Source organism: Paenarthrobacter sp. NPDC092416, from assembly GCF_044755025.1.
Taxonomy (GTDB): domain Bacteria; phylum Actinomycetota; class Actinomycetes; order Actinomycetales; family Micrococcaceae; genus Arthrobacter.
Map to the genome: position 1 here is coordinate 159,046 of NZ_JBIVQG010000007.1, position 21,930 is coordinate 180,975.

The 21,930-nt window shown below is 63.5% G+C and carries 19 protein-coding genes; 15 read left to right on the forward strand and 4 right to left on the reverse strand.

From position 1 onward, the window contains the following. The first annotated feature begins 27 nt into the window (after nucleotides 1-27). The 13 genes from pyrR (at nucleotide 28) to ACIQC5_RS14780 (ending at nucleotide 15,156) form a co-directional block, all read left to right on the forward strand. Complete coding sequence (gene pyrR, locus ACIQC5_RS14720) at nucleotides 28-612, forward strand: bifunctional pyr operon transcriptional regulator/uracil phosphoribosyltransferase PyrR (protein WP_400283617.1); 585 nt, start codon at nucleotides 28-30, stop codon at nucleotides 610-612. Further along, nucleotides 609-1,637, forward strand: coding sequence for an aspartate carbamoyltransferase catalytic subunit (locus tag ACIQC5_RS14725; protein WP_400283620.1), 1,029 nt, complete (start codon nucleotides 609-611; stop codon nucleotides 1,635-1,637). The genes pyrR and ACIQC5_RS14725 overlap by 4 nt, the downstream gene beginning before the upstream one ends. Continuing rightward, nucleotides 1,637-2,980 (forward strand): dihydroorotase, encoded by a 1,344-nt coding sequence (locus ACIQC5_RS14730; RefSeq protein ID WP_400283623.1) that lies wholly within the window; start codon nucleotides 1,637-1,639, stop codon nucleotides 2,978-2,980. The genes ACIQC5_RS14725 and ACIQC5_RS14730 overlap by 1 nt, the downstream gene beginning before the upstream one ends. After that, on the forward strand, nucleotides 2,980-3,501 hold the full coding sequence (locus tag ACIQC5_RS14735) for a hypothetical protein (RefSeq protein WP_400283626.1): 522 nt from the start codon (nucleotides 2,980-2,982) through the stop codon (nucleotides 3,499-3,501). The genes ACIQC5_RS14730 and ACIQC5_RS14735 overlap by 1 nt, the downstream gene beginning before the upstream one ends. Beyond that, the gene (gene carA, locus ACIQC5_RS14740) at nucleotides 3,482-4,732 is read left to right on the forward strand and encodes a glutamine-hydrolyzing carbamoyl-phosphate synthase small subunit (protein ID WP_400283629.1); all 1,251 of its coding nucleotides are present in this window, start codon (nucleotides 3,482-3,484) and stop codon (nucleotides 4,730-4,732) included. The genes ACIQC5_RS14735 and carA overlap by 20 nt, the downstream gene beginning before the upstream one ends. Beyond that, on the forward strand, nucleotides 4,732-8,040 hold the full coding sequence (carB, locus tag ACIQC5_RS14745; RefSeq protein ID WP_400283632.1) for a carbamoyl-phosphate synthase large subunit: 3,309 nt from the start codon (nucleotides 4,732-4,734) through the stop codon (nucleotides 8,038-8,040). The genes carA and carB overlap by 1 nt, the downstream gene beginning before the upstream one ends. Then, nucleotides 8,033-8,905, forward strand: a complete 873-nt coding sequence (pyrF, locus tag ACIQC5_RS14750) for an orotidine-5'-phosphate decarboxylase (protein ID WP_400283635.1) — start codon at nucleotides 8,033-8,035, stop codon at nucleotides 8,903-8,905. Before carB ends, pyrF begins: the two co-directional genes overlap by 8 nt. 173 nt (nucleotides 8,906-9,078) lie before the next feature. Then, entirely contained in the window at nucleotides 9,079-9,405 is a 327-nt protein-coding gene (gene mihF, locus ACIQC5_RS14755; RefSeq protein WP_400283637.1) for an integration host factor, actinobacterial type, read from the forward strand. 21 nt (nucleotides 9,406-9,426) lie between these two features. Next, nucleotides 9,427-9,999: a guanylate kinase gene (gene gmk / locus ACIQC5_RS14760; protein ID WP_400283639.1), complete on the forward strand. Its 573-nt coding sequence runs from the start codon at nucleotides 9,427-9,429 to the stop codon at nucleotides 9,997-9,999. Nucleotides 10,000-10,046: 47 nt separating this feature from the next. Next, nucleotides 10,047-10,307 carry a DNA-directed RNA polymerase subunit omega gene (rpoZ, locus tag ACIQC5_RS14765; RefSeq protein ID WP_017197559.1) on the forward strand — a complete coding sequence of 87 codons (261 nt, stop codon included), beginning with the start codon at nucleotides 10,047-10,049 and terminating at the stop codon, nucleotides 10,305-10,307. Between the two features lie 27 nt (nucleotides 10,308-10,334). Beyond that, nucleotides 10,335-11,591, forward strand: a complete 1,257-nt coding sequence (gene coaBC / locus ACIQC5_RS14770; protein WP_400283642.1) for a bifunctional phosphopantothenoylcysteine decarboxylase/phosphopantothenate--cysteine ligase CoaBC — start codon at nucleotides 10,335-10,337, stop codon at nucleotides 11,589-11,591. A gap of 78 nt (nucleotides 11,592-11,669) precedes the next feature. Next, nucleotides 11,670-12,899, forward strand: a complete 1,230-nt coding sequence (gene metK / locus ACIQC5_RS14775) for a methionine adenosyltransferase (protein WP_400283645.1) — start codon at nucleotides 11,670-11,672, stop codon at nucleotides 12,897-12,899. A 154-nt stretch (nucleotides 12,900-13,053) separates the two neighbouring features. Beyond that, the gene (locus ACIQC5_RS14780) at nucleotides 13,054-15,156 is read left to right on the forward strand and encodes a primosomal protein N' (RefSeq protein ID WP_400283647.1); all 2,103 of its coding nucleotides are present in this window, start codon (nucleotides 13,054-13,056) and stop codon (nucleotides 15,154-15,156) included. On the opposite strand, the gene ACIQC5_RS14785 is transcribed toward ACIQC5_RS14780, so the two are convergent. From ACIQC5_RS14785 to ACIQC5_RS14800, 4 genes are read right to left on the reverse strand one after another with little or no spacing between them, the layout of a single operon-like run. Beyond that, nucleotides 15,153-16,238, reverse strand: a complete 1,086-nt coding sequence (locus ACIQC5_RS14785) for a glycosyltransferase family 4 protein (protein WP_400283650.1) — start codon at nucleotides 16,236-16,238, stop codon at nucleotides 15,153-15,155. The two genes, ACIQC5_RS14780 and ACIQC5_RS14785, sit on opposite strands and share 4 nt — an antisense overlap. Next, on the reverse strand, nucleotides 16,235-17,182 hold the full coding sequence (locus ACIQC5_RS14790; RefSeq protein WP_400283653.1) for an alpha/beta fold hydrolase: 948 nt from the start codon (nucleotides 17,180-17,182) through the stop codon (nucleotides 16,235-16,237). Before ACIQC5_RS14790 ends, ACIQC5_RS14785 begins: the two co-directional genes overlap by 4 nt. A gap of 10 nt (nucleotides 17,183-17,192) precedes the next feature. Next, entirely contained in the window at nucleotides 17,193-18,074 is an 882-nt protein-coding gene (locus tag ACIQC5_RS14795; RefSeq protein WP_400283656.1) for an aldo/keto reductase, read from the reverse strand. Nucleotides 18,075-18,108: 34 nt separating this feature from the next. Then, nucleotides 18,109-19,071, reverse strand: a complete 963-nt coding sequence (locus ACIQC5_RS14800) for a sugar-binding transcriptional regulator (RefSeq protein WP_400283659.1) — start codon at nucleotides 19,069-19,071, stop codon at nucleotides 18,109-18,111. Between the two features lie 122 nt (nucleotides 19,072-19,193). On the opposite strand from ACIQC5_RS14800, the gene ACIQC5_RS14805 reads away from it, so the two are divergent. Both ACIQC5_RS14805 and ACIQC5_RS14810 read left to right on the forward strand, forming a co-directional pair. Beyond that, nucleotides 19,194-20,978: a glycerol-3-phosphate dehydrogenase/oxidase gene (locus tag ACIQC5_RS14805; protein WP_400283890.1), complete on the forward strand. Its 1,785-nt coding sequence runs from the start codon at nucleotides 19,194-19,196 to the stop codon at nucleotides 20,976-20,978. A 165-nt stretch (nucleotides 20,979-21,143) separates the two neighbouring features. Next, nucleotides 21,144-21,896: an MIP/aquaporin family protein gene (locus ACIQC5_RS14810; protein ID WP_400283662.1), complete on the forward strand. Its 753-nt coding sequence runs from the start codon at nucleotides 21,144-21,146 to the stop codon at nucleotides 21,894-21,896. Nucleotides 21,897-21,930 lie beyond the last annotated feature (34 nt).

Below are 21,930 nucleotides of genomic sequence, written 5' to 3' on the forward strand. Positions count from 1 at the left end.
TGAGGCGGGGAAAGGGGAGACGAGCGAATGACTGAAGTCACTTCAGCGCAGGTGCCGTCGCGGGTTGTCCTCAACCAGGCGGACATTGACCGTGCGCTCACTCGTATCGCCCACGAGATCCTTGAAGCCAACAAGGGATCCCAGGACTTGGTCTTGTTGGGCATTCCCAGCCGCGGCTACCCTTTGGCCGTGCGGCTCGCCAACAAGATCGCTGCGGCCGATCCCGCCGTCAATGCAGAAGCGATCGTTGGCCAACTCGATGTCACGATGTTCCGTGACGACCTCTCGCACCAACCCACGCGCCCGCCGCACCACACGCGGTTGCCGCTGTCAGGCATCGACAACAAGGTTGTTGTGCTGATCGATGATGTCCTGTACTCCGGCCGCACCATCCGTGCCGCCTTGGACGCTTTGGTGGATCTTGGTCGCCCCAGGATCGTCCGCCTCGCCGTGCTGGTGGACCGCGGCCACCGTGAGCTGCCCATCCGCGCGGACCACGTCGGCAAGAACCTGCCGACGTCGTCCTCCGAAAAAGTCCGTGTGCACCTTGAGGAGATTGACTCCGTTGACGGCCTGCCCGTCAACGAGGTAGTTATCGAGGCCGGCAAATGAAGCACCTGCTTTCCACCGAGAACCTCAGTGCGTTCGACGCCATCCGAGTGCTCGACACGGCGGAGGAAATGTCCGCAGTCGGTGACCGGGAAGTCAAGAAGCTCCCGGCCCTGCGCGGGCGTACCGTGGTGAACCTCTTCTTTGAGGATTCCACACGTACCCGGATCTCCTTTGAGGCTGCGGCCAAGCGCTTGTCCGCTGACGTCATCAACTTCGCAGCCAAGGGCTCCTCGGTCTCCAAGGGCGAGTCCCTGAAGGACACGGCCCAGACCCTTGCGGCCATGGGCGCGGACGCCGTCGTCATTCGCCACTGGGCTTCCGGTGCTCCGCACAGGCTCGCTGCCACGGACTGGATCGACGCCGCGGTGATCAACGCCGGTGACGGCACGCACGAGCACCCCACACAGGCCCTGTTGGACGCGTTCACCATGCGCCGTCACTGGGCACAACTCAACGGCACGGCATCCACAGGAGCTGACCTCAAGGGCATGCGCGTGGCAATCGCCGGCGACGTGCTGCACTCCCGTGTAGCCCGGTCCAACGTCTGGCTGCTGCGCACGCTCGGTGCGGAAGTCACCTTGGTGGCGCCGCCCACACTGCTGCCGATCGGCGTCGAACACTGGCCGTGCAAGGTGAGCTACAACCTTGACCGGACCCTGGAAGCAGGCGTCGACGCGATGATGATGCTGCGCGTCCAGGGTGAACGCATGAACGCCTCGTTCTTCCCCTCCACCCGTGAATACTCGCGCCGGTGGGGCTTCGATGATGCCCGGCTCCGGGCACTGGATGACCTCGGCATGAAGGACACCATCATCATGCACCCGGGTCCCATGAACCGGGGCTTGGAAATTTCCTCGGCCGCTGCGGATTCGCCGCGCTCCACAGTGCTTGCACAGGTGCGCAACGGCGTTTCCGTCCGCATGGCCGCCCTGTACCTGCTGCTCTCCGGGGATACCCGCGAAGCAGCTGCCGCAACGGCAGCGACCACCCACGCTGCAAACCAGCCCACCAAGGAGAGCAACTGATGGCCGAGAACACGTATCTGATCCGTGGGGCCGCCATTCTTGGCGGCGAAGCCGAAGACCTGTTGATCCGGGACGGCGTCATCGCCGCGCGCGGCAAGGGACTCTCCGACGAGGACACCACCGTCATTGACGGCCAAGGCCTCGTAGCACTTCCCGGCATGGTTGACGTCCACACGCACTTGCGCGAACCGGGCCGCGAAGACGCCGAAACGGTCGAAACCGGCACCCGCGCGGCAGCATTGGGCGGTTTCACCGCTGTCCACGCCATGGCCAACAGCAACCCTGTGGCAGACACCGCAGGCGTCGTCGAGCAGGTCCACAGCCTCGGCCGCGCGTCGGGCTGGGTGGATGTGCGCCCCGTCGGCGCAGTGACGGTGGGCCTGGCCGGCGGGCAGCTCGCCGAGCTGGGCGCCATGGCGGACTCGCGCGCCCAGGTGCGGATGTTCTCCGACGACGGCATCTGCGTGCACGATCCCGTCCTGATGCGCCGCGCACTTGAGTATGTCAAGGCGTTCGACGGCGTGGTGGCCCAGCACGCGCAGGAACCGCGCCTTACCGCCGGGGCACAGATGAACGAAGGCACCGTCTCCGCTGTCCTCGGACTTACAGGCTGGCCCGCAGTCGCCGAAGAAAGCATCATTGCCCGCGATGTCCTGCTGACCCAGCACGTCGGATCCCGTCTGCACGTATGCCATGTCTCGACGGCAGGTTCGGTGGAAATCGTTCGCTGGGCCAAGGCCCGCGGCATCAACGTGACCGCCGAGGTCACCCCGCACCACCTGCTCCTCACTGATGAGCTGGTCCGCAGCTACGACCCCGTGTACAAAGTCAACCCGCCGCTGCGCACTGACTCAGACGTCCAGGCACTCCGCGAAGGCCTCGCTGACGGCACCATCGATGTGGTGGGCACGGACCACGCGCCGCACCCCAGCGAGCACAAGGAATGCGAATGGGCGCAGGCGGCCATGGGCATGACGGGACTGGAGACGGCGTTGTCCGTGGTCCAGGAGACCATGATCGAAACCGGACTCATGACCTGGGCCGACTTCGCCAGGGTCACGTCGTTCACGCCCGCCGTCATCGGCCGGGTCGCGGACCAGGGCAGGCCGTTGGAAGTCGGCGAGCCGGCCAACGTCATCCTGGTGGACCCGGCTGCGCGTTGGACGGTCGATCCCCATAAAATGGCCACCATGGGCCGCAATTCACCATTCAAGGGCAAAGAGCTGCCCGGATCCGTGGTGGCCACCTTCTTCAAGGGCCACCCCACGGTGCTCAACGGCAAGCTCAACACCCCCTACCGCTACACGGACACCCCGGCCACCGGGGCAGTCAGCGGCAAATAATGGACAACCAGACACTCACCGTGCTCATCACGGTGCCCCTGATCGTCGTCGTCCTGGCGATGATCTGGCTGGGGTGGCGGAACCGACTCAGGCGACAGTCCGACGTCGAACGCCTCCCGCAGGTGCCGGAGCCGCTGACGCCGGCCACCGTCGTCGCGGAGGGCCAGTACGTTGCCACCACCACCGCAGGCGACTGGCTGGACCGGATCGCGGTGCAGGGACTGGGAATCCGGACCAACGCCGAACTGAGCATCCACGCTGAAGGCGTGCTGTTCGATCGTGCGGGTGCCGCTCCGGTGTTTATTCCGCGGCCGGCGCTGACAGGCAGCCGCCAGGACACGGGTATGGCAGGGAAGTTCGTTGAGAAGGACGGACTCCTGGTCATCAGCTGGAAGCTCGGCACCCGCGAACTGGACACCGGATTCCGCACCAGGCATGCAGCCGACAAGCACAGCCTCCTCGAAGCCCTTCAAGAATTGATCTCCGCAGCCCCTCAGGCAGATGCCGATAGTGGAAAGTAATAAAGTGACGGACAGTAAAGCAGCCACCACACCCACCCCCGCAGCAGCAGTACTGGTGCTCGAAGACGGCCGGATGTTCCGCGGCCGCAGCTACGGCGCCCAGGGAACCGCACTCGGCGAGGCAGTCTTCGCCACCGGAATGACCGGCTACCAGGAGACCATCACCGATCCCTCCTACGCGCGCCAACTCGTCGTGCAGACCGCACCTCACATTGGCAACACCGGCGTCAACAGTGAAGACGCTGAGTCACGCCGCATCTGGGTTGCCGGGTACGTCGTCCGCGATGCCGCCCGACGTCCCTCCAACTGGCGCTCTGAGCGTTCCCTCGACGACGAACTGGTGGAACAGGGAATCGTCGGCATCCAAGGCGTCGACACCCGGGCCATCACCCGCCACTTGCGCGAACACAAGACCATGCGTGCGGGCATCTTCTCCGGTGAAGCAGCCACCGCTTCGGACAAGGAACTGCTCGACGCAGTCCTCGCCAGTGCACCGATGGAAGGCGCCAGCCTCGCCGAAGAGGTCAGCGTCGACGAAGCCTACGTCGTTGAGCCCAAGGACCACGGTTGGGACGGCGAGCCGAAGTTCAGCATCGCCGCCATCGACCTCGGCATCAAGGCAATGACCCCCGTCCGCTTCGCCGAGCGCGGCGTGCGCGTGCATGTCCTGCCCGCCACGGCCACGCTGGAAGACGTCAACGCAGTCAACCCGGATGGCTTCTTCATGTCCAACGGACCCGGCGACCCCGCCACCGCAGACCGCCAGGTATCCCTGCTGCGCTCCGTGCTTGACGAGAAACTGCCCTACTTTGGCATTTGCTTCGGCAACCAGATCCTCGGCCGCGCCCTGGGCTTTGGAACGTACAAGCTCCGCTACGGCCACCGCGGCATCAACCAGCCGGTCATGGATCGCCGCACCGGCAAGGTCGAAATCACCTCGCAGAACCACGGTTTCGCCGTCGACGCTCCGATGAACGGCGCCACGGTTGCTCCGGAGGAGCGCTACGGCCGCGTGGAAGTCAGCCACGTCAGCCTGAACGACGACGTCGTTGAAGGACTCGCCTGCCTGGACATCCCTGCCTTCTCGGTCCAGTACCACCCCGAAGCCGCAGCCGGCCCGCACGATGCCGCCTACCTGTTCGACCGCTTCATCGACCTCATGGCTGAGACCAAATCGAACACAGCCGGCGCCGCCAACACCACCGACTCCAAGACTGAGGACAAGAAGTAATGCCCAAGCGTACAGATCTCAAGAGCGTCCTTGTCATCGGTTCCGGCCCCATCGTCATTGGCCAGGCAGCCGAATTCGACTACTCCGGCACGCAGGCCCTCCGGGTCCTCAAGGAGGAGGGCCTGCGGGTCATCCTCGTGAACTCCAACCCGGCCACCATCATGACGGACCCCGAGTTCGCCGATGCCACCTACGTGGAGCCCATAACCCCTGAGGTGGTCGAAAAGATCATCGCCAAGGAGCGCCCGGACGCCATCCTGCCCACGCTGGGTGGCCAGACCGCGTTGAACACGGCCATCGCCCTGGATAAGAACGGTGTGCTCGAGAAGTACAACGTGGAGCTCATCGGCGCGAACATTGCCGCGATTGAACTCGGCGAGGACCGCGAGAAGTTCAAGGGCGTCGTGGAGCGTTGTGGTGCAGAATCTGCCCGCAGCCACATCATCCACACCATGGAAGAGGCCTTCACCGCTGCGGAGGACCTCGGCTACCCGATGGTAGTCCGTCCGTCCTTCACCATGGGCGGCCTGGGCTCCGGGTTGGCCTACAACGAGGACGACCTTCGCCGCATCGTCGGCCAGGGCCTCCAGTACAGCCCCACCACCGAGGTCCTGCTCGAAGAGAGCATCCTCGGCTGGAAGGAATACGAGCTCGAGATGATGCGCGACAAGAACGACAACGTCGTTGTTGTCTGTTCCATCGAGAACTTCGATCCTGTGGGTGTCCACACCGGTGACTCCATCACGGTTGCTCCGGCGCTGACCCTCACCGACCGCGAGTACCAGAAGCTGCGCGACGTCTCCATTGCCGTCATCCGCGAGGTTGGCGTGGACACCGGTGGCTGCAACATCCAGTTCGCCATTGACCCCGCCACGGGCCGTGTAGTGGTCATCGAGATGAACCCGCGCGTGTCCCGGTCCTCGGCACTTGCGTCCAAGGCAACCGGCTTCGCCATCGCCAAGATCGCTACCAAGCTGTCCCTGGGTTACACCTTGGACGAGATCCCGAACGACATCACGCAGAAGACCCCGGCGTCCTTCGAGCCGACCCTCGACTACGTGGTGGTCAAGGTTCCACGTTTCGCGTTCGAGAAGTTCCCGGCAGCGGACAACACACTGACCACCACCATGAAGTCCGTTGGCGAAGCCATGGCCATGGGTCGCAACTTCACCGAAGCCTTGCAGAAGGCCCTGCGCTCCCTGGAGCAGAAGGGCTCGCAGCTGGATTTCAGCTCGGTTCCGGAATACGAAGTTGCCGAGCTCATCGAGAAGGCCAAGCGACCCACGACGGACCGCCTGTACCAGGTGCAGCGCGCGCTCCTGGGTGGCGCCACCGTGGAGGACCTCTATGAGGCCACCAAGATCGACCCTTGGTTCCTTGACCAGCTGCAGCTCCTCAACGAGACCGCGCAGGAGATCCGCAAGGCCGGCGTGCTCACCGAGGAAATGCTGCGCAACGCCAAGCGCCACGGCTTCTCCGACGAGCAGATCGGGGCCTTGACGCACAACAACGAGGCAGTGGTCCGCGGTGTCCGCCAGGCCCTGGGTATCCGTCCGGTCTACAAGACGGTGGACACCTGCGCCGCAGAGTTCGCCGCCTACACTCCGTACCACTACTCTGCCTACGACGAAGAAGATGAAGTAGGCCTGCACGCCAAGCCCTCGATCATCATCCTCGGCTCGGGTCCGAACCGCATCGGTCAGGGCATCGAGTTCGACTACTCCTGCGTCCACGCCTCCATGGCGCTGCGCAAGGCCGGCTACGAGACCGTCATGGTCAACTGCAACCCGGAGACGGTTTCCACGGACTACGACGTTTCCACCCGCCTGTACTTCGAACCGCTGACCCTTGAGGATGTCCTCGAGGTCATCGCCGCGGAAGAGCGCACCGGCGGCGTCATGGGGGTCTTCGTGCAGCTCGGTGGCCAGACCCCGCTGAAGCTCGCACAGCAGCTGGCTGACGCCGGTGTGCCGATCCTGGGAACGTCGCCGGAAGCGATCGACCTCGCCGAGCACCGCGGCGCCTTCGCACGCGTGCTCGATGAGGCCGGTCTGACGTCTCCGAAGAACGGCACCGCCGTTTCCTTCGAGGATGCCAAGAAGATCGCTGACGAGATCGGCTACCCGGTCCTGGTGCGTCCGTCCTATGTCCTCGGTGGTCGTGGCATGGAGATCGTCTACGACGAAGCCAACCTGTCCCGCTACATCGCGAACGCCACGGAAATCACGTCGGACCACCCTGTGCTGATTGACCGCTTCCTGGAAGACGCCGTCGAAATCGACGTCGATGCGCTGTTCGACGGCACGGACATGTACCTCGGCGGCATCATGGAGCACATTGAAGAGGCCGGTATTCACTCCGGTGACTCCGCCTGTGTCCTGCCTCCGATCACCCTGGGCAACAACGTGATCGAGCGCGTGCGCACGGCCACCCGCGCCATTGCCGAAGGCGTCGGCGTGCGCGGCCTCATCAACATCCAGTTCGCCCTGGCTTCGGACGTCCTGTATGTCCTTGAAGCAAACCCGCGTGCTTCGCGCACCGTGCCGTTCGTTTCCAAGGCAACGGGCGTCCAGATGGCGAAGGCTGCCGCGCTGATCGGCACTGGCGTCACCATCAACCAGCTGCGCACGGCTTACAAGATGCTGCCGGAGACCGGAGACGGCTCCACGCTGCCCTTGGACGCCCCGGTTGCCGTCAAGGAAGCCGTCCTGCCGTTCAGCCGCTTCCGGACCCCTGAGGGCAAGGTTGTGGATTCCCTGCTCGGCCCGGAAATGCGTTCCACCGGTGAAGTCATGGGTATCGACAAGCACTTCGACACCGCCTTCGCCAAGAGCCAGGCCGCTGCGAACAATGCACTGCCCACGGAAGGCAAGATCTTCGTTTCCGTTGCCAACCGCGACAAGCGTTCAGTGATCATGGGCGTCAAGCGGCTCTCCGACCTCGGCTTCGAGATTGTCTCGACTGGTGGCACGGCAGATGTCCTGCGCCGCAACGGCATCCAGGCCACACCGGTCCGCAAGGTTGCTGAAGGCAGCAGCGCCGAAGGCGAAGGCACCATCGCAGACCTCGTCATCGCCGGCGAGATCGACATGGTCTTCAACACGCCTTCAGGCGGCGAAGCCCGCAGCGATGGTTACGAGTTGCGTGCCGCGGCGACGTCCATCGGCATCCCCTGCATCACCACTGTGGCGGAGTTCAATGCCGCTGTGCAGGCCATCGAGGCGCTGCGCACCTACGAGTGGTCGGTGACCAGCTTGCAGGAGCACGCAGCCAACCTGAGCGCCGCCCAGGAAGCTGCCAATGCCTGATTCTGTTGACGCAACGGATGCACAGCGGCCGGCCCGGGAGACTTTCGGCTCCCGGCTGGCTGCGGCCATGGCCTCCCGGGGTCCGCTGTGCGTGGGGATCGACCCCCACCCCCAGCTGCTGGCTGATTGGGGATTGAACGACGACGTCGCGGGCCTGGAGCGCTTCTCGCTGACAGTCGTGGAGGCCGTGGGTTCCCTCGCTGCCGCGGTAAAGCCACAGGTGGCCCTCTACGAGCGCCACGGCTCGGCGGGCATGGCGGTTCTTGAGCGGACCCTCGCCGCGTCTACGGATGCGGGGGTGCTGAGCATTGCCGACGCCAAACGTGGAGACATCGGCTCCACGATGGCTGCTTATGCGGATGCCTGGCTGCGTGATGGTTCGTCACTGGCCGCAGACTCTGTGACCCTGAGCCCGTACCTGGGCTTTGAGTCCCTTCGGCCTGCATTGGACCTCGCGGCCCAGTACGGCAGGGGAGTGTTTGTCCTTGCGCTGACGTCAAATCCGGAAGGTAAGTCGGTCCAGCACGTCGGCGGAAGTGATTCCGTTGCCCGCAGGATCGTGGCAGCCGCCAGCGCTGAGAACCAGCGCTATGACGGCGCCATGGGCTCCGTGGGATTGGTGGTCGGTGCCACGATCGGTTCTGCGCTGCAGGACCTCGACGTCGATCTCAGTACAGTCCGGGGAGCAATCCTTGCGCCAGGCCTCGGTGCCCAAGGCGCAACTCCCGCGGATCTGCGTGCAACGTTCGGAGCGGCCTATCCGACCGTTCTGGCGACGTCCAGCCGGGGAATCCTTGCTGCCGGTCCGTCCGTTGCCGGGCTCCGTGCCGCCACGCAGGAGACTCTGGATGGCCTCTTGGCCTAGAAATTCCACAGCGGTGTCATTTGCGGTCCATGGGGGAGCACCTGATGGTCCGCAAGTGACACCGCTTTGTTGTTCGGTCGTTCTTTTCATTGCGCTACCCGGCCGCCTGCCGGTAGGTTCGGGAACAGTTCACGTGACCAGGGTCACAGTGCCGATCTGACGGGGGTTTTGTTGTGGGTCTGAAAGAGCTGACACCGCAGGAACGTTCGGATGCTTTGGAGAAGGCCGCCAAGGCCCGGTCCGCCAGGGCTGCGGCCAAGGAGAAGCTCAAGCGCGGCGAAGTCACCATCGCCGAACTTATCAACTCAGGATCCACTGATGAGGCGATTGCGCGCATGCGGGTAGTCGAGCTGCTTGAGGCCCTGCCGGGCATTGGTCCCGTCCGCGCGGCTGGCATCATGGCAGAGATTGGCATCGCCGGATCACGCCGCATCAGGGGGTTGGGCATTCATCAGGCGCGGGCGCTGGTAGATTTTATGGACACCCAGCAAAGCGTTTGACGCATCTCCCCGAAGGAATCCGTGAGCAAGAAACCTGGACTGACAGTCCTTGCAGGCCCCACTGCTGTTGGCAAGGGAACCGTATCCACGTACATCAGGGACAACTATCCAGAGGTCTGGCTGTCCGTTTCGGCCACCACACGCGCTGCGCGTCCCGGCGAGAAGGACGGCGTCCACTACTTCTTCAAATCGGCCGAGGAGTTCGACTCCCTGGTGGCCGGAGGAGAGCTTCTGGAGTGGGCCGTTGTGCACGGCCAGAACCGCTACGGGACCCTCCGCAGCACCGTCAACGCAGCTATCGCCGACGGCAAGTCGGTACTCCTGGAGATCGACCTCCAAGGCGCGCGCCAGGTCAAGGCCGCAGTTCCTGAGGCAAACTTTGTGTTCCTGGCCCCGCCCAGCTGGGACGAAATGGTCCGTCGCCTCGTGGGCCGCGGCACCGAAACGCCCGAGGAACAGCAGCGAAGGCTGGAAACCGCTAAACTGGAACTTGCTGCTGAACCGGAGTTTGACCACACCGTCATCAATGACGACGTTCGCCGGGCAGCAGACGAGCTTGTTTCACTCATGGGGCTTACCCCGCACGAGCGCTAAGCACCACAGCGCTTGCACTTGTCGGCCCGCTAGAATTTGGAGAATTCGTGTCCACGAACCTTGAAGGCATCATCAACCCGCCGATCGATTCGCTGCTTGAGGCTGCCGATTCCAAGTACGGCCTGGTCATCTTCGGCGCAAAGCGCGCCCGCCAGATCAACGCCTACTACGCCCAACTGCACGAGGGCCTCTTCGAGTATGTTGGTCCGCTGGTAGACACCAAGCTGAACGAGAAGTCCCTCTCGATCGCCCTTCGCGAGATCAACGAGGGCCTGCTGGTTTCCACGCCGATCGAGCCCGCAGAATAAAGCAGACTGCCTGTTGACGGAGGTCACGTGCGCATAGTCCTCGGAGTCGGGGGAGGGATCGCAGCCTACAAGGTTGCATCGCTCCTCCGGCTTTTTACTGAAGCCGGCCACAAGGTCACGGTCATCCCCACGGAGGCCGCCACCCGCTTTGTGGGGGTTGCCACGTGGGAAGCCCTTTCGGGCAACCCCGTCAGCAACAGCGTCTTTGACGACGTCGAGAAGGTCAACCATGTCCGTTTGGGACATGAGGCAGACCTGATCGTTGTTGCACCGGCGACTGCGGACCTCCTCGCCAAAGCCGCCACCGGCCAAGCCGGAGACTTACTCACCAACACCCTTCTCATGGCGCACGGGCCGGTCCTTTTTGCCCCGGCAATGCACACCGAAATGTGGCAGCATCCTGCCACCCAGGCCAACGTGGAAACGCTTCGGAGCCGTGGAGTGGCTGTCCTTGAACCGGCAATCGGGCGCCTGACCGGTGCCGATTCCGGTCCGGGACGCCTGCCTGAACCCGAAGCCATCTTCGCTGCCGCCATCGCCTTGGCCACCCTTGAAGGTAAAGTTCCGGAATCGGTTCCTTCCGTACCGCACGCATCGTTGGCCGGCCGGACAGTGACCATCTCCGCCGGTGGCACGCGTGAGGCCTTGGATCCGGTCCGCTTCCTGGGCAACCGCTCGTCCGGAAAACAAGGGGCTGCGCTGGCCGCGGCCGCCCTGGCCGCTGGAGCAACGGTTCGATTCCTGGCCGCGCACATGGACGTCGAGCCGCCCGCCGGCGTCGAGCTTGTTCGCGTTGAGTCAGCTTTGGAACTGCGCGAGGCTGCGCTGAAAGCAGCCGTTGACTCCGACGTCGTGATCATGGCGGCTGCCGTCGCGGATTTCCGTCCGGCAGAAGTCTCGGACACCAAGATCAAAAAGGTCGACGGCGAGGACGCGCCTCTGGTTCGCCTCGTACGGAATCCGGACATCCTGCACGAGCTGGTGGAGCGTCGCAACGCGGCCGCCGTGCAACAGCTGATCGTCGGCTTCGCTGCCGAAACCGGCGACGACCAAGGTGACGTCCTGGACCATGCCACGGCGAAGCTGAAACGCAAGGGATGCGACCTGTTGGTGGTCAACCACGTGGGAGTTGGCCGTGTCTTTGGACAGGACGACAATTCCGTGGTCATCCTGTCCGGCCATGGAGCGGAACCACAGTCCGCATCGGGCTCCAAATCCGACGTTGCGGCGGCAGTCATGGACCGGGTGGGCAATGAACTCGCCCGCGTTTTCCCCGCTCCGTAAACCTCGTGCGCCCCACGATTTCTTAGTACAGGGACACACGGCAAAGGCCGCCGTCCCGCAACCCAGTAAGGTAGTCGAGTGACTTTACCGCTGCACCATGAACACCATGGCACCCCATCCAAGCTCCGGCTCTTCACCTCCGAGTCGGTTACTGAAGGGCACCCGGACAAGATCTGCGACCAAATCAGCGACGCCATTCTTGACGCGCTGCTGGCTGCGGATCCTGAATCGCGCGTAGCCGTTGAGACCATGGCCACCACCGGGCTGGTCCACGTAGCCGGCGAAGTCACCACTGACGCTTACGTCGAGATCCCGCAGATTGTGCGTGAGACCATCCTTGGCATCGGCTATGACTCCTCCGCCAACGGCTTCGACGGCGCACGGTGTGGAGTGTCGGTCTCCATCGGCCAGCAGTCCAACGACATCGCCGGTGGCGTTTTCAATTCACTCGAGGCGCGCGAAGGCCGCCAAGAGGACGACTACGATCTCCAGGGCGCCGGCGACCAAGGCATCATGTTTGGCTACGCCAGCGATGAGACTGCCTCGTACATGCCCACGCCCATCTGGCTGGCGCACCGTCTGTCGGAGCGACTCACCGAAGTCCGCAAGAACGGCGAGCTCGCGTACTTGCGTCCCGATGGCAAGACCCAGGTCACGGTTGGGTACGACGGCGATCGCCCGGTTTCGGTCGAAACGGTGGTCATTTCGAGCCAGCACGCAGAAGGTACCAGCCTGGACCAGCTCCGCGCCGACCTCGCCAGCTACGTCATTGATCCCGTCCTTGCGGCCTCGAACCTGGATATCTCCCGTTCGGCCAACATCCTGAATCCGGCCGGCGCGTTTGTTATCGGCGGACCTGTGGGCGACGCCGGACTGACCGGGCGCAAGATCATCGTTGACACCTACGGCGGCTTCTCCCGCCACGGTGGTGGCGCGTTCTCCGGCAAGGATCCGTCCAAGGTTGACCGTTCGGCTGCCTACGCCATGCGGTGGGTCGCGAAGAACGTTGTAGCCGCTGGTTTGGCCAAGCGGGCCGAAATCCAGATCGCCTACGCGATCGGCCAGGCACGGCCCGTCGGCACCTACGTCGAGACGTTCGGTACTGAAACCGTGGACCCTGCCCGCATCAGCGAGGCCATCGAGGAGCTCTTCGACCTTCGTCCCCGCGCCATTATCGACGCCCTCGACCTGAAGCGACCCATTTACACCAAGACGGCTGCCCACGGTCACTTCGGCCGCGACGAGCCCGATTTCACCTGGGAGCGGCTTGACCGCGTGGCTGACCTCAAGGAATTCTTCAACGCCTGATTCTTTGTGCCACCTCAGCCACCTGGTTTCAGGTGGTACCGGTTGCTGATTTGTCGGTGGTCCGTGATTGGCTGGACCCAGAGAGATGCCCACAGCGGGTCAATCCCGCTGTGGGCATCCGGCGTTAGTGCATGAATATCGGGAGGTGCAGAGCATGGCAGGTTTGGAGTCCAGGCAGTCCACGCTGCAGCCGTCCCTGCTCCAAGGGTTCCCGGATCGCGCACCTGTCGACGGCCCGCCCCTGGCTGCCGTTGATCCTGTGGCCCGTGTGGTGCTGGAATCGTCCCTGCCCCATCTGGACAGGCCGTTCGACTACAGCGTTCCGGCTGATCTGGACGCAACAGCCGTTCCCGGCGTACGGGTCAAGGTGAAGTTCAACGGCCAAGACCTCAACGGGTACCTCGTGGAACGGCGGCAGGACTCCGACGCCGGTCATCCCCTGACTCCCTTGCATAAAGTGGTCTCGCCAGTACGGGTGCTGGCGCCCGCCGTCTTGGAACTGGCGGGGACCGTGGCAGCGCGCTACGCCGGCACCCTGAGCGACGTTCTGCGTACAGCAATTCCGCCTCGTATGGCGAAGGTGGAGAAGGAAATGTTGTCCGGTGACATCGCGGAAGCGTCGTCGCCCACACCAGCACCGGCGGGCTCTGCCCAGGCATGGAGCGCATACTCCAACGGAGCGTCCTACCTTCAGCACTTGGCCGGTGGGCGCTCTCCACGAGCAGTCCTAACAGCCATTCAAGGATTCGGCTCCGAAGGCTGGCATGCCCTCGTGGCTTCGGCCGTGGCCGCTGTTCGATCCTCGGGTCGCGGCGCAGTGGTGGTGGTGCCCGATTACCGCGACCTGGAGCAACTGGAAGCCGCCCTGACCCAAGTCCTGCCCGCGCAGGACATTGCCCGTCTGACCGCCGACGACGGCCAGACACCCCGGTACCGAAATTTCCTGAGGATCCTGAACGGTGAAGCCGGGGTGGCCATCGGAACCCGTTCCGCGGCGTACGCTCCCGTCAAGGATCTCGGCCTGGTGGTGTGCTGGGACGACGGCGACGACCTCCACATCGATCAGCGGGCACCCTATGCGCACACACGCGAAGTCCTTCTCCTGCGTGCCGAGCAGGAGAACGCGGCCTGTCTTATGGCCTCCCACAGCCGCAGCACGGAGCTGCAACGTCTGGTTGAAATGTCGTGGGCCGTCGCCATCGAAGCACCACGGACTGTGGTCCGCTCCATCGCGCCGCGGGTCCTCAACACAGCAGACAGTTTCGAACAGGAACGTGATCCGCTGGCGCGGGTCGCACGTTTGCCCGGCGCTGCATGGCGGGCCGCCAAGGAGGGTTTGGAACGTGGACCCGTCCTGGTGCAAGTGGCGCGGGCGGGCTATGCGCCGTCGCTCGTTTGCGAGACATGCCGGGAACCCGCCCGCTGCAACGCCTGCCAAGGACCGTTGGCAATCACGAGCACTTCCGCCATGCCCAGTTGCCGGTGGTGCTCCACTCCAGCGCCGCAGTGGCGCTGCAGCCATTGCAACGGCACCCGGCTGCGCAGGGGAGCCGCGGGGGTCATGCGTACTGCCGAGGAGCTCGGGAGAGCCTTCCCCGGCAAAGCAGTCATCACCTCGTCGGGTGAGCACGTCAAAGCAACCGTGCCGGATTCTCCTGCGTTGGTGGTCGCCACGGTGGGTGCCGAACCCGTGGCTCCCAACGGTTACGCTGCGGCGTTGCTGCTGGACGGCAATTCGCTGCTGCGCCGGGAAAACCTGCGTGCCGGTGAAGACACAGTTCGGCGCTGGTTCAACGCCGCCGCCCTCGTTCGGCCTGCGTCCCAAGGCGGCCTGGTGGTCATCACGGCGGACGACACCACAGCCACTGGAGCTGTGTTGCGCTGGGATGCGGCTGGCTATGCCTCCCGTGAGCTGGCGCTCCGAAGGGAACTCCAGCTGCCTCCCGTGGTTCGGGTGGCGTCCGTGACCGGCTCACGGGCCGACGTCGGGCATTTTTCCGAGGCGCTGTCAGCGGGTGCCGTTTCCGGGGCTGCTTCAAAGCTCCGAACTGCAGGGCCGGCACCAGTGCAGCTGTCCTCCCGGTTATCGGCGGGATCCTCGCCAGAGGATGAGGCCGACGTCCGGATCCTGTACTTCATTCCGTATACGGAAGCCACCGAAACCACCCGGCTGATGCGGGCCGTCAAGGCAGCGAACGCGGCCAAGCGAACCGCGGGACCCGTTCAGTTGCGGCTTGACGGCGTCGACGTCCTCTAGTGGCCTCCACGCTTCCGGAGAGCGACTGCTTCCTCAGCGGCGGCCAGCAATTGGCGGGCTGATTCGTCCCACTGGAAGTCGGCCGCCCGCTCCACTGATCTGCGTGAGCGCTGTTGCCATAGGTCCTCGTCGGCCAGTGTCATGACTGCCGCAGCAAATTCAGCGGGCGACTCGGGATCAACGTAGCTGACGGCGTCGGCCCCAACCTCGCGGAAGATCGGAATGTCGCTGGCGATCACGGGTGTCCCCAAAGACATGGCTTCCACCAGCGGCAGGCCATACCCCTCCGCCCGGGAGAGGCTGATCAGGGCAGTCGCCCGGGCCAGCAGCCCTTCGTACTCAGCATCGGTGACACCGTTATGGAACTGGACCTTGGCTCCGCTGGGCACTAACGCTTCCAACTCAGCCTTGCGCTCGGGCGTGATCCGGCTGAGGAGGTGAAGGGTGTAGTCGTTCAGCCCAGCCATGCCCCTAATCATGGTTTCCACGTTCTTATATGGCATGAACGAGCCCATGTAGAGCAATGACTTTTCGGCACCGCCGGACGGATCACGCGGCGTCTGGCCAGGCTGAGGGGCATTGCCCACAATCCTGACAGGCCGTCGGGTCAGCTTGTACTTGGCCATCAGGGCCTCGGTGGTTCGGCTGATGGTGGCAACCACGTCAGCTCGGTTAAGGAGCAGCCGTTGTGGCCAATATGCCTTGTGGTACAGCCTCCATAGCACGCGCACGGGCGCAGGCAGGAAGCCCGGGGGAGTCGGGTGTTCGTAGTAGATGAGGTCATGGAGGGTCAGGATCAGGCCATAGCGGCGCCCCACGGTGCCCATGGTCTGCATGGGGCATACCACCACGTCGGCTCCGAGCGGGTTCACCTTGCGGGCTACGAACAGCTCAAGCGGCGACAGCGGACTGTTGATGACCACGTACGGCACGTCCGGCAGCAGAGCCAGCTGGCGTTTGTCGTTGATGAGCATGGTGACATCGGCGATCTTGGATGTCGCGGCGATGAGGCTTGAACCGTAGCGACTGATGCCATCGTGGTGGTCCGTCCTGGTAAAGCGGGCGTCGATGACAATTTTCACGCGGGATGTTCCTCCAGGAAGGTGCGGATGGCTGCGGCCGCCGGCGTCGGCGTCTCGTAGTGGATCAAATGCCCGACGCCGGGAATGACTACCAGCGTTGCATCGGGTAGGCGTCCCATGAGTTTGTGCTGGTTCGGCAGTGTGGCGATCTCGTCCTTTTCGCCGGCGATGAGCAGGACCGGCAGGCGCAGTTTGTCGGCAACATCGGCAACATTGCCCGATACGGAGGCCCTGAACGATTCGAGCAGGCTCTTGCGGTCGGCGAAGGCGCTGAAGTAGGCGTCGTGTTGTCCATGGATGAAGCGCCTGAGGTGCTTGTCCTTCGTTTTGGCCATGGTGATGCTCATGACCCGGACTATCGCGCGGTTGCGCAGCACTGCGAGGCCCAAGCGCTTTGGGAGTTTGGCTGAGACCTGGTAATACAGCACTGCGAGCTTGGTCATGAGCCCTTTGGGACCTTCCAGTGCCGGGGCAGCAATCGGGTTGATCAGGATCAAAGGGTGGATGGCACCCGGATGCGCGGCGGCAAAGTGGCTGGCGATGATGGAACCGAAGGAATGGCCGAGGAGCACGGTGTTCGGCCCGAGCCCCAGCGCATCCATGAAGCCGGTAATGAACCGGCCGTAGCGCTCGACTGTGTGTTCGTCGTCGACGAAGGGCTCGGAGCTGCCGAAGGCGGGCAGGTCCGGCATGATGATCCGCATTTCCGGGAGCTGGTCAACGACGCGCAGCAGGCCGTGATGGTCGCCGCGGAAGCCATGGATCACCAGGATGGTGCGGGTTTTCGGCGTGACGTTCACTGGCTCGTACGTCCAGTACGCTACGTTGCTGCCGTGCACGTCCACATCGGAAGCAGACGTTCGTCCCGGGAGGGACTTGCTGAAGAATTCGACGGCTTGGGCCTGTGCACCTTGGGAGGAGTGCGCGGTGTCCACATTTTCCATTCGGTAGTTCCTAGTTCACGTTGTCCGGGTGGGACCCGGTGCGGTGGTGGCGTTCGAGTCCGGCGATGCCGTCCATGTCCGTGTCTTCCAGTTCGAAGTCGAAAACCTCGAAATTCTCTTTGATCCGCCCCGCGGAGCTGGCTTTCGGGATGACGAGGTTGCCGAGTTGGAGGTGCCACCGGAGCACAACCTGGGCGGGCGTCCGGCTGTACTTCTCTGCCAGGGCCACGATGGCCGGGTCCTCGAGTACTTGTCCGCGTCCCAGGGGACTCCAGGCCTCGGTGCGGATATTGAGTTGTTCGTGCAGGGTGCGCAGCCTGGTCTGCTGGAGCCAGGGGTGCAGTTCGATCTGGTTGACCGCAGGCACCACTTCTGCCTTCTGCATGAGTTCTTCGAGGTGTCCCGGCTGGAAGTTGGAGACGCCAATAGCGCGCACTTTGCCCTCGCGGTACAGCGTCTCCATGGCTTTGTAGGTCTCGACGAACAGGCCGCGGCCGGCGCAGGGCCAGTGGATGAGGTAGAGGTCCACATAGTCGAGGCCCAAGTTGGCCATGGAGGTATCGAAGGCGCGCAGGGTGGCGTCGTAGCCGTGGTCGTCGTTCCACACTTTGGTGGTCACGAAGATGTCCTCGCGAGCCAGGGAATGCACGGATTCCCCGGACCCGCCGGTGCTGAGGTTCGCCTCCATGGCGTCGCTGATGGCACCTCCCACCCCACGACCCACGCCGAGTTCGTTGCCGTACATCGCAGCGGTGTCAAAACGTCGGTAACCCTCGCCCAGTGCCGTTGTCACCAGGACCTCGGCGTCTTTGGGAGGAACCTTATAGAGTCCGAATCCCAGGCGTTCAATGTGTACGCCATTGTTTAGTGTCAGCCGGGGCATGGATCTCATACCAACGACTCTACCCAGTTCGTGCACGAATGCTTCAGGACTGGCCATTGAAACTTACCAAGCGGCGTGCCGAAGCTTCGTCCAGGATCAGGTCAGTGGCCAATCCTGCGGCCAGCGCACCTTGGAGGCCGTTGATCTTTGACGCCCCGGAAACAACGCAAATGCGGCGCCTGACCTGCCTCAGTTGCTCGTGGCTTGGGCCAGTGGACCTCGCATTCAAGGTGATGCCATCGGAAGATCCGTCGCTTCGGAAGAACACTGTTGCTACGTCGCCCACAACGTCGTCAGCAGCCAGCAGGCTGAGGTCTTGTTCATCGAGGTAGCCGCCGGCATACACATGGCTGGGGTAGTCCGAATCAACAGAGCCCACGCCAAAGATTGCGATGCTCATGCGGGCCTGCAGATCCAGGATGCGTTGAACGCTGCGCTCATTCCACATGGCCGTCTTGGTCGCTGCGTGGTCGAAAAACGCGGGCACGGGAAACTGCTCCACCCTGGCTCCGTAGGCGCTGCCAAAGCGCCGCATGATGTCGCTTGCGTACGTAATGCCCGTGGTTTGCATGTTCCCGGCGCCGTTGAGTTGCACCACAATGCTGTCGTGGGTGACCTTCCGGGTGAGGTGTCGGCTGACAGCGCTCAGGGTGGCGCCCCAGGCAACTCCGATGATGGCGTTTGAATCCACCAGCGGTCCGATGGTGCGCGCCGCCTGCATGGCAACACGGTCCAGTGTTTCTGCCTCGTTGAGTGTGTCCAGTACCGGAACAACGTGGACATCCACGCCGTATTGGTCCCGAATGAGGCCCTCAAGTTCGGGCGCAGTGTCAAACGGGCTGCGAATTTGCACCTGGACCAAGCCGGTTTCCCTGGCGGAGGACAACAGGCGTGAAACCGTTGAACGCGACGTTCGCAATTCGCGGGCAATGGCATCCATGGTCAGGTCCTGCAGGTAGTACATCTGTGCTGCCCGGAGCGCATCCGAGTGACGTGATCGTCCCATCTCATTTCCTTTCTGCACGTTTGTGCAAATAGCTTGACTCCATTTTCCACCTTTCGAAAGATTAGTTGTGAACGGTGCAGCGCGAGTGGCGCGGCGCACAAACCAAGCCCAAGGGAGCAGTGTTGGGACACAACAGGATTTCCGGTACTTCGTCTGACGCGCATCGGCGTGAATCGGCCGCCGCACTGCGCGAACGGCCGTCAGCGAAGGTACTGATCATCGGTGGCGGCATCAACGGCGTGGGAACTTTCCGCGATCTTGCCCTCCAAGGCGTCGACGTTGCACTCGTGGAACGCGGCGACTACTGCCAAGGAGCCAGTGGCGCATCATCCCACATGATCCACGGCGGCATCCGCTACCTGGAAAATGGTGAGTTCCGGCTGGTGCAGGAATCTGTGGTGGAGCGCAACAGGCTCCTGCGTATCGCACCGCACTACGTCAAGCCCCTGCAGACCACCATCCCCATCTTCAGCACGTTCTCCGGTATCCTGTCGGCGCCCATGCGCTTCCTCACCCACAAGCAGGGCAAGCCCAATGAACGTGGTGCATTCCTCATCAAGCTTGGCCTGAGCATGTACGACTTCTTCTCCCGAGATGGCGGCAGCGTCCCGCGGCACCAGTTCCGCGGCCGCGAGAAAGCCTTGGCTGAACTTCCCCAACTGCACCCCGGCATCAAGTACGCGGCAACCTACTTCGATGCATCGGTCCACAACCCCGAGCGCCTCACCCTCGATGTCCTGCAAGATGGAGAAAAGGCTGGCCGCGGGGGCGGACTGCCAGGCGGCACAGCCCGCGCCAGCAATTACGTGTCGCTGGTTTCCATGGGCACTGACGGCGTGCGGCTTCGCGACGAATTGACGGGCAAGGAATTCGACTTCCAGGCCGACGTCATCGTCAACACCACCGGCGCATGGGTTGATCTCACCAATCAGGCCATGGGCGCAGCGAGCACCTTCATGGGAGGGACCAAGGGTTCGCACATTGTGCTTGACCACCCGGAGCTGCTCGCCGCCTGCAACGGTCGAGAGATTTTCTTTGAGCACACCGACGGCCGCATCGTCCTGATTTACCCCATGGGCGACCGCGTCCTGGTGGGTACCACCGATGTTGACGCGGACATGTCCGAGGACGCCGTGTGCACTGAAGCGGAGGTGGACTACTTCTTTGACCTCGTCGGCCACGTCTTCCCGAGCATCACTGTTGACCGAAGCCAGATTGTCTACACCTTCTCCGGCGTCAGGCCGTTGCCCCGCCACGACGCCACCCAGCCCGGGTTCGTCTCCAGGGATTACCGGATCGAACGCAGCGTCCAGTCTGGCGAAGGTGCCGCGTCCACGCCCGGCGGCAAGGCCGCCGTCGTTCTCAGCCTGGTAGGCGGCAAGTGGACCACGTTCCGCGCTCTGGCCGAACACATGACGAACGATGTCCTGCGGGAACTCGGCATGGAGCGTAAGGTCTCGACGGCGAAACTGGCTATCGGAGGCGGCGCCGGGTTCCCTGCCACGCCGGAAGGCGAACAGGACTGGATCAAGAGGCACATGGGTCCAGGGTTGGACGCAGATCGCGTTGCAGGTTTGTTGACCCGATACGGCACCCGGGCTGAAGCGGTCATCGAATACCTGAAGGCCGGTCACGATACCCCTCTGCGCTCCACCCGCGAGTTGAGTGTTCGAGAGCTTGGCTTCATGGCTGAGCACGAACAAATCGGCCACCTCGTGGATGTGCTGATCCGCAGGACGTCGCTCGCCTTCCGGGGTTTGGTCACGGGCGAGTTGCTCAACGAAATTGCGGCGGCACTGTCCGGGCCACTGGGCTGGGATGCAGCGGCCAGGGAAGCGGAAATCAGCCATGCACAGGAAGTGCTTCGGCGATTCCACAAGGTGGATGTGCACAGTCTCGTAGCCTGACGCATATCGCATAAAAAGCTTGACCGTCCCGGCATGGCGGGGACGGAAAGGGGACGGTGGGCCCAGTTGGACCGACCGGACCGGGTTGGCATCGGAAACCGGTGCCAACCCAACAGCCTCTTCAACCCGCGAGGGGGCTGACAACAGAAAAATGAGGAGTCAAAGATGTCTCTTGGAATAGTTTTCCTTTCCGAAGTTTTCGGAACTGCGATGCTGACCCTGCTGGGTTGTGGCGTCGTGGCCAACGTTGCGCTCAAAGGCACGAAGGGCAACAACGGTGGATTCCTGATGGTGACGTGGGGCTGGGGAATTGCGGTCTTCGCGGGCGTTTTCGTGGCCGCAAAGTCCGGTGCACACCTGAACCCCGCCGTCACGCTGGGCCTCCTTGCAAAGGGCAGCAAGGAATACGCTCCCGATGTGGCGGTTGATTTCGCCTCGACGCTGACGTACTTCGGTGGTGAACTTCTCGGTGCCTTCCTTGGCGCGGTGATCTGCTGGGCCGCGTACAAGCAGCACTTCGACGCGGAGCCCGTTGCCGCCAACAAACTGGGTACGTTCTCCACCGGCCCCGCCATTCGCTCCACGCCGTGGAACCTGGTCACCGAAATCATCGGCACGTTCGTCCTGGTCTTCGTCATCCTGACCTTTGGCGGCACCCCCTCGGGACTTGGCCCGCTGGCCGTTGCGCTGCTCGTTGTCGGTATCGGTGCTTCGCTCGGTGGTCCTACGGGTTACGCCATCAACCCGGCGCGTGACCTCGGGCCGCGCATCGCACACGCCATCCTTCCCATCAAGGGCAAGGGCACCAGCGACTGGGCCTACTCGTGGATCCCCGTTGTGGGACCCCTGGTTGGCGGTACGTTGGCAGGCATCATGGCCAACCTGGTTCCCGGAATCATGCCGGCCGTTGCCGGCTAGCTCCGAATTCACCCTGAAGTGGTCCCATCGCTTC